The sequence below is a fragment of the uncultured Kluyvera sp. genome (assembly GCF_902485085.1).
Lineage (GTDB): Bacteria > Pseudomonadota > Gammaproteobacteria > Enterobacterales > Enterobacteriaceae > Kluyvera > Kluyvera ascorbata.
In genome coordinates, this window is sequence record NZ_CABTJS010000095.1 from 20889 (window position 1) to 28211 (window position 7323).

Annotated in this window: 8 protein-coding genes and 1 tRNA gene; 5 read left to right on the forward strand and 4 right to left on the reverse strand. The window is 54.2% G+C overall.

What is annotated here, in order from left to right; all coding sequences use genetic code 11:
• Window positions 1–6: 6 nt before the first annotated feature.
• Both frsA and crl read left to right on the forward strand, forming a co-directional pair.
• Window positions 7–1251 (forward strand): esterase FrsA, encoded by a 1245-nt coding sequence (gene frsA, locus RDN66_RS11555; protein ID WP_202216408.1) that lies wholly within the window; start codon window positions 7–9, stop codon window positions 1249–1251.
• A 57-nt stretch (window positions 1252–1308) separates the two neighbouring features.
• On the forward strand, window positions 1309–1710 hold the full coding sequence (gene crl, locus RDN66_RS11560) for a sigma factor-binding protein Crl (RefSeq protein ID WP_035894438.1): 402 nt from the start codon (window positions 1309–1311) through the stop codon (window positions 1708–1710).
• A gap of 160 nt (window positions 1711–1870) precedes the next feature.
• Here the strand turns inward: crl and phoE are convergent, their stop codons facing one another.
• Complete coding sequence (gene phoE, locus RDN66_RS11565) at window positions 1871–2956, reverse strand: phosphoporin PhoE (protein WP_202216407.1); 1086 nt, start codon at window positions 2954–2956, stop codon at window positions 1871–1873.
• A gap of 286 nt (window positions 2957–3242) precedes the next feature.
• On the opposite strand from phoE, the gene proB reads away from it, so the two are divergent.
• The 3 genes from proB (at window position 3243) to RDN66_RS11580 (ending at window position 5796) form a co-directional block, all read left to right on the forward strand.
• The gene (proB, locus tag RDN66_RS11570) at window positions 3243–4346 is read left to right on the forward strand and encodes a glutamate 5-kinase (RefSeq protein ID WP_035896573.1); all 1104 of its coding nucleotides are present in this window, start codon (window positions 3243–3245) and stop codon (window positions 4344–4346) included.
• Between the two features lie 10 nt (window positions 4347–4356).
• Window positions 4357–5607 carry a glutamate-5-semialdehyde dehydrogenase gene (proA, locus tag RDN66_RS11575; protein WP_202216406.1) on the forward strand — a complete coding sequence of 417 codons (1251 nt, stop codon included), beginning with the start codon at window positions 4357–4359 and terminating at the stop codon, window positions 5605–5607.
• Between the two features lie 113 nt (window positions 5608–5720).
• Window positions 5721–5796, forward strand: a tRNA-Thr gene (locus tag RDN66_RS11580).
• Window positions 5797–5810: 14 nt separating this feature from the next.
• Here the strand turns inward: RDN66_RS11580 and RDN66_RS11585 are convergent.
• The 3 genes from RDN66_RS11585 to RDN66_RS24295 all read right to left on the reverse strand — a co-directional run.
• Entirely contained in the window at window positions 5811–6968 is a 1158-nt protein-coding gene (locus tag RDN66_RS11585; protein ID WP_374044021.1) for a site-specific integrase, read from the reverse strand.
• Window positions 6851–7198 (reverse strand): helix-turn-helix domain-containing protein, encoded by a 348-nt coding sequence (locus tag RDN66_RS11590; RefSeq protein ID WP_374044022.1) that lies wholly within the window; start codon window positions 7196–7198, stop codon window positions 6851–6853. Before RDN66_RS11590 ends, RDN66_RS11585 begins: the two co-directional genes overlap by 118 nt.
• A gap of 44 nt (window positions 7199–7242) precedes the next feature.
• Window positions 7243–7323: DUF4060 family protein (locus RDN66_RS24295; protein ID WP_308537865.1), on the reverse strand; the 81-nt coding region annotated here is incomplete at its 5' end.

Sequence of the window (7323 nt, forward strand, 5' to 3'; positions counted from 1 at the left end):
TTTGTGATGCCAGAAGCTAATCTCAGCGAAACGCTATTCAAGCCGCGTTTTAAACACCCTGAAACGTCAACGCTGGTTCGCCGGTTCAATAACGGTAGCACCGATCGTATGCAGTCGGCGCTTAGCGGCAATAACGTACCCCACTGGTACCGCATGATTAACCGCCTGATGTGGATCTGGCGCGGTGTGACGCCGCAGGAGATCCTCGACGTCCAGGCGCGTATCGTGATGAGTAAAGCCGAGCGCACCGACGAAGAGCTGTATGACACCGTGGTGGGCTACCGCGGCGGTAACTGGATTTACGAGTGGTCTACCCAAGCGATGCTCTGGCAGCAGAAAGCCATCCAGGAGCAAGACCAGGCTCTCAGCGGCCGCCACTGGCTGCACGCCTCCAACCTTTATAGCATTGCCGCTTACCCGCATCTGAAGGGCGATGACCTCGCCGAGCAGGCGCAGGTGCTGGCCAACCGCGCCTATGAAGAAGCGGCGCAGCGGTTGCCGGGTGAAATACGTGAGCTGGAGTTCGCTATACCTGGAGGCTCGCCGGTCACCGGTTTTCTGCATATGCCAAAAGGCAACGGCCCGTTCCCGACGGTGCTGATGTGCGGCGGGCTGGATGGCCTGCAAACCGACTACTACAGCCTTTATGAGCGTTACTTTGCGCCACTCGGCATTGCAATGCTGACGCTGGATATGCCTTCCATTGGCTTCTCTTCAAAATGGAAGCTGACCCAGGATTCCAGCATACTCCATCAGCACGCGCTGCGCGCACTGCCGGATATCCCGTGGGTCGATCACACTCGCGTGGCGGCATTTGGCTTCCGCTTTGGCGCCAATATCGCCGTGCGGCTGGCTTACCTCGAAGCACAGCGCCTGAAAGCCGTCGCCTGCCTTGGCCCGGTGGTGCATGGCCTGCTGAACGATCCGCTGCATCAGGGCCGCGTGCCTGAGATGTATCTCGACGTACTGGCCTCGCGTCTCGGCATGCACGACGCCTCTGACGAAGCGCTGCGGGTTGAGCTTAATCGCTACTCGTTGAAGACGCAGGGGCTGCTTGGTCGACGCTGCCCAACGCCAATGCTGTCCGGCTTCTGGGAGAACGATCCGTTCAGCCCGGAAGAGGAGTCGCGGTTAATTGTTTCGTCATCTTCGCAGGGCAAGCTGATGCCGATTCCGTTTAACCCGGTGTATCGTAATTTCGATAAGGCACTGAAAGAAATTGCCGGGTGGATCAATAATAGATTTTGTTAATATATTGATAAATTCTATTGATTTGGTAAAACAGTTGCATCACTAAAGGAGATCGCAATGACGTTACCGAGTGGACACCCGAAGAGTAGATTGATCAAGAAATTCACTGCGCTTGGACCTTATATCCGCGAAGAACAGTGTGTCGATAACCGCTTTTTTTTCGACTGTCTGGCGGTATGCGTAAACGTAAAACCAGCGCCAGAGAAGCGCGAGTTCTGGGGCTGGTGGATGGAGATGGAAGCGGAAGAGCGCCGCTTTACCTACAGTTACCAGTTCGGTCTGTTCGATAAAGATGGCATCTGGCAGGCGGTGGCTATCAAAGATCCTGAGGTAGTTGAGCGACTGCAACAAACGCTGCGCGGATTCCACGACCGGGCAAAAGATCTGCTGGCGACGTTGGACCTGGCATTGGAACCCGCCGATGGGTTTGCCAATGAAGCGGTGAAGCGCACGGCGTAGTGAATACCTGATGGCGCTACGCTTATCTGGCCTACCGTTTTTTAGGCCGAATAAGGCAAAGCCGCCATCCGGCAATACCAAATATAAAGGCCAGCGAATTCGCTGGCCTTTATATTTATAAGAAAATAACGCCAGACAGCTGGCGTTATTATTTCTCGTCTTAGAACTGGTAGGTCATACCAACAGCAACAACGTTGTCGGTCATAATCGCCAGACGTTTAGTGACCGCCGTTTCGTCAATCAGGTTGATTTTATAATCAACAAACGCGGACATGTTTTTGTTGAAATAGTAGGTCGTGCCCAGATCAACATACTTCATCAGATCCTGATCGCCGATCCCGTTGTCCAGGTCTTTACCTTTCATCTGCACGTAGCCCAGGGATGGACGCAGACCGAAATCGAACTGATATTGTGCAACGGCTTCGAAGTTCTGCGCTTTATTTGCAAAGCCCTGATCCGCGGCAACCAGACCTTTAATTGGGGTCATGTTACGGGTTTCGGTATAAACCATTGCCAGATAGATATTGTTGGCATCATATTTCAGGCCGGTGCCCCAGGACTCTGCGTTTTTACCACCGTTGGCCAGCGATTTTGCCTGCTGGACGTTGGTACGGTCAGAGTTGGTGTACGCCGCGCTGATAGCGAAATCGCTGCCGCCGAAGTCATAAGAAAGCGAGGTGCCGAAGCCGTCGCCGTTCGCGGTAGCGTAGGTGCTACGGTCGTTTTTACCCTGATACTGCAAGGTTAAGTCCAGACCGTCGATAGCGCCGAAGAAATCGTTATTACGGTAGGTGGCCAGGCCGCTAGAGCGCTTGGTCATGAAGTTATCGGTCTTACCGGTAGAGTCGCCGCCGAATTCTGGGAACATATCGGTCCAGGCTTCAACATCGTACAGTGCGCCAAGGTTACGACCGTAATCAAAAGAACCGAACTGTTTTAATTTCAGACCAGCAAAAGCCAGACGGGTTTTTTGCGTGGAGGTGCTTTCATCGTTATTACCGGAGAATTCAGATTCCCAACGGCCATAACCTGTCAGCTGATCGTTAATTTGGGTTTCGCCTTTAAAGCCGAAACGAACGTATGTTTTATCGCCGTCGGAGCTGGAGTCATCACTCATGTAATGCATGGCTTTTACTTTGCCGTAAACATCCAGCTTATTACCGTCTTTGTTATAAACTTCTGCGGCCATAGCTGAAGAAGACGCAATAATACCCATCATCGTTAATGCCAGCGTAGTTTTTTGCATTTCTCAATCCCGGTTTTTTATGTTCTAAAATTGCTGTGAAAGACCACTGTGAAAAAACAGGAACGTTTTTATCCCTCCCGTGTTAAAAATTTATGACAATGTCAGATTAAATATAAAAAAGTATGATAAAGTTTTTCTGTCATAAAAATGTCAATATTCTCCTCTAGCATGCCTGATCCCGCGCAACAAAACCCCTCGCATTCTGCGCTGCCTGTTGGCAAGCGGCCTGACTCCTGTTACAACGTTTGTCTGGTTTTATATTTCCTATTTTTAACGGCAGAGAATCATGAGTGATAGTCAGACGCTGGTGGTCAAACTGGGCACCAGTGTTTTAACGGGCGGATCGCGCCGCCTGAATCGCGCGCATATTGTCGAACTGGTTCGCCAGTGCGCTCAGCTCCACGCGGCTGGGCATCGAATTGTCATCGTAACGTCAGGAGCAATTGCCGCCGGGCGTGAGCATCTGGGTTACCCTGAACTGCCCGCGACTATTGCTTCTAAACAACTGCTGGCGGCTGTAGGTCAGAGCCGCTTAATTCAGCTCTGGGAACAGCTGTTCTCCATTTATGGTATCCACGTCGGTCAGATGCTGTTGACGCGCGCCGATATGGAAGACCGTGAACGCTTCCTCAACGCTCGTGACACCATGCGCGCGCTGCTCGATAACAACATCGTTCCGGTGATTAACGAAAACGACGCGGTTGCCACTGCCGAGATTAAGGTGGGCGATAACGACAACCTTTCCGCGCTGGCGGCGATTCTGGCCGGTGCCGATAAACTGCTGCTGCTGACCGATCAGCAAGGGCTGTTCACGGCCGACCCGCGCAGTAACCCGGACGCCGAGCTGATTAAAGACGTCTACGGCATTGACGACGAACTGCGTGCCGTGGCCGGTGATAGCGTGTCTGGTCTGGGCACGGGCGGCATGGGCACCAAACTGCAGGCCGCAGACGTTGCCTGCCGCGCCGGTATCGACACCATTATTGCCGCAGGCAGCCTGCCAGGCGTGATTGGCGACGTGATGGCGAATGTCTCCGTCGGTACCCGTTTCCACGCCCAGGATACCCCGCTGGAAAACCGCAAACGCTGGATTTTCGGCGCACCGCCAGCCGGTGAACTGATTGTGGATGAAGGTGCGACGGCCGCCATTCTGGAGCGCGGAAGTTCATTACTTCCAAAAGGCATTAAAAACGTGACAGGCAACTTCTCTCGTGGTGAAGTGATCCGTATTCGTAGCCTTGCAGGCCGCGACATCGCTCACGGCGTAAGCCGTTACAACAGCGATGCGCTGCGCCTTATCGCCGGGCACCACTCGCAGGAAATTGACGCCATTCTCGGCTACGAGTATGGCCCGGTTGCCGTGCATCGCGACGACATGATTACCCGCTAAGGAGTTCAACATGCTGGAACAAATGGGCATTGCCGCCAGGCAGGCCTCCTATACGCTGGCGCAGTTATCCTGCCGTGAGAAAAACCGGGTTCTGGAAACTATTGCCGATCATCTGGAATCTCAAAGTGAAGAGATTCTTGTGGCGAACGCCGAAGATTTAGCCCAGGCGCGCGAAAACGGCCTGAGCGAAGCCATGCTCGATCGCCTGGCGCTGACGCCAGCCCGCCTGACGGCGATTGCCAATGACGTCCGTCAGGTCTGTGTACTGGCCGACCCGGTAGGGCAGGTGATTGACGGCGGGCTGCTCGACAGCGGCCTGCGCATCGAACGTCGCCGCGTCCCGCTGGGCGTGGTTGGCGTGATTTATGAAGCTCGCCCGAACGTTACCGTTGACGTGGCGGCGCTGTGTCTGAAAACCGGCAACGCCGCCATTTTGCGCGGTGGTAAAGAGACGTATCGCACCAACGCCGCTACCGTTGGCGTTATCCAACGTGCGCTGAAAGAGTGCGGCCTGCCAGAAGCCGCCGTTCAGGCCATCGACAACCCGGATCGCGCGCTGGTGAGCGAGATGCTGCGCATGGATAAGTATATCGACATGCTGATCCCTCGCGGCGGTGCTGGCCTGCACAAGCTGTGCCGTGAGCAGTCGACGATTCCGGTTATCACCGGCGGTATCGGCGTTTGTCATATCTATATCGATGACAGCGCAGAGATTGAAGCGGCGCTGAAGATTATCGTCAATGCGAAAGCCCAGCGCCCGAGCGCCTGTAATAGCGTGGAAACGCTGCTGGTGAATCAGTCCATTGCCGACCGCTTCCTGCCAGCGTTGAGTCAGCAGATGGCCGAAAACGGCATTACGCTGCACGGTGACGACACCGTGATGCGCGAGCTGCAAGGCCCGGCGAAGCTGGTACCGCTGCAGGCAGAAGAGCTTGATAACGAGTACCTGTCGCTGCATCTCAACGTGGTGCTGGTGCCGGATATTGACCGCGCCATCGCGCATATCCGTCAACACGGCACCCAGCACTCCGATGCGATCCTGACCCGCACCCTGAGCAACGCCAACCGTTTCATCAACGAAGTGGACTCTTCAGCGGTGTACGTCAACGCCTCCACCCGCTTCACCGACGGCGGCCAGTTCGGCCTGGGCGCAGAAGTGGCGGTGAGCACGCAGAAACTCCACGCACGTGGCCCAATGGGCCTTGAAGCACTGACCACCTACAAGTGGATCGGCTTCGGCGATGATACCATTCGTGCGTAATTGATAGCGGGCGATGCAAAAATAGGCGGTTGATTAACCTGACTATTGACGCATCGCCCGGTTAGTTTTAACCTTTCGTCCCGTGATTCACGTTCGTGAACACGTCTTGCAGGGCCGATATAGCTCAGTTGGTAGAGCAGCGCATTCGTAATGCGAAGGTCGTAGGTTCGACTCCTATTATCGGCACCACTAACCACGCGGGTTCACGCGATATTCACCAGTTCAGCAAAAGCGCCTTGTGCCATATTTGTGCCATTCCCCGCCAGGAATGAGTCGATTTGCATGGCATGCTGCGTCAGGTGATTCGGTGCCAGATGTGCATAACGCTGCACCATCTCGATACTTTCCCACCCGCCCATTTCCTGCAGTGCACTGAGTGGCACGCCGGACTGCACAAGCCAGCTTGCCCAGGTGTGCCGTAGGTCATGGAACCGGAAATTTTCTATTCCCGCCCGCCTTAACGCTGCACGCCATGCCGTGTTAGCATCAGATCGCATTTTGCGTACCGCCTTGGTTCTCGTGCCATCCGGGCGAACGGATGACTCCGTGTGAACGAAGACCCACCTGTTATGCTTTCCCATCTGAGCCCGCAGTACTTTACAGGCCGAATCGTTAAGGGCGACCCCAATCGCCCTTCCTGCTTTAGCGTCCTCGGGGTGAATCCACGCGACCTTCCTTTGCATATCAATTTGCGACCATTCCAGATCGGTTATGTTTGACCTGCGCAGTCCAGTCGCCAGTGCAAAAATAACAACTGGCTTCATATGCTCGGGGAGCTCCCGGATCAGGTTCGCCGCTTCCTCTTTGGTTAGCCAGCGAATACGTTTGTTTTTCGGCACCGGGCATTTGATGTTCGGCGCTTTGGCTATCCATCGCCATTCGTTGGCCGCGCATCTTAACAGCGCCCGGATGAAAGCAAGGTGCGTCGCTTTCGTCGCTATCGACGCTGGTTTATCCTTAAATTCAGGAACCGGCTTACCTCTTCGCAGTAAGCTGTCCCGCTTAGCCTCCCAGTTCATTCGATGTTTGCGATTAACCATCGAACTCACCGCCGACAAGATCCTGTCTTCCGTGATTGCTGACAGGTCCATTCCTTTGAAGTGCATCCTCCAGAATCCGATCCGGCTTTTGTCATCGTCTAGGCTTTTCTTGTGCTGCTTTTCGTTAAGCCAACGAACGCACGCTTCATCGAACGTTCTCGGCTTAAACTCCCCCATTTTATCAACTCGCCATGCTTCAGCTTTCAGCTGATCATAGAGTTCCTGCGCTTGCCTTTTGTCCGTTGTTCCAAGAGAGCGTCTAACTCTGCTCCCACCAGGCGTAACGAAGTCGCAGTGCCACGTACCGGCACGTTGTTTGATTGACATGCTTTATCCTCCTGCACATCAACCGCATTCACCGGTTGATTGTGGATCGGGTTCTTCACTGCTGCAACACAGTCTGTCTTGCAGATCAGATATGGGCTTTTTTTCTTATGTGGATTCTTTCTGGTAGCAGCAAGTCGGCCGGACTTTATCCACTGCGCGATCGTGCCTTTATCTACTTTAAGAAATGCCGCGGCCTCATCTCTGGTGAAAATTTCTTCTTCCATTGATGCTCTCCAATGGCCCAGTTCGGGCCATTTTTCAGTATTAATCAATTCACCTGGCCCGGCAGCGCACGTAGCCGGCGCATCCCCGTCATCGCTGTCGCGACATAGCTGCGACTGCGATTGAC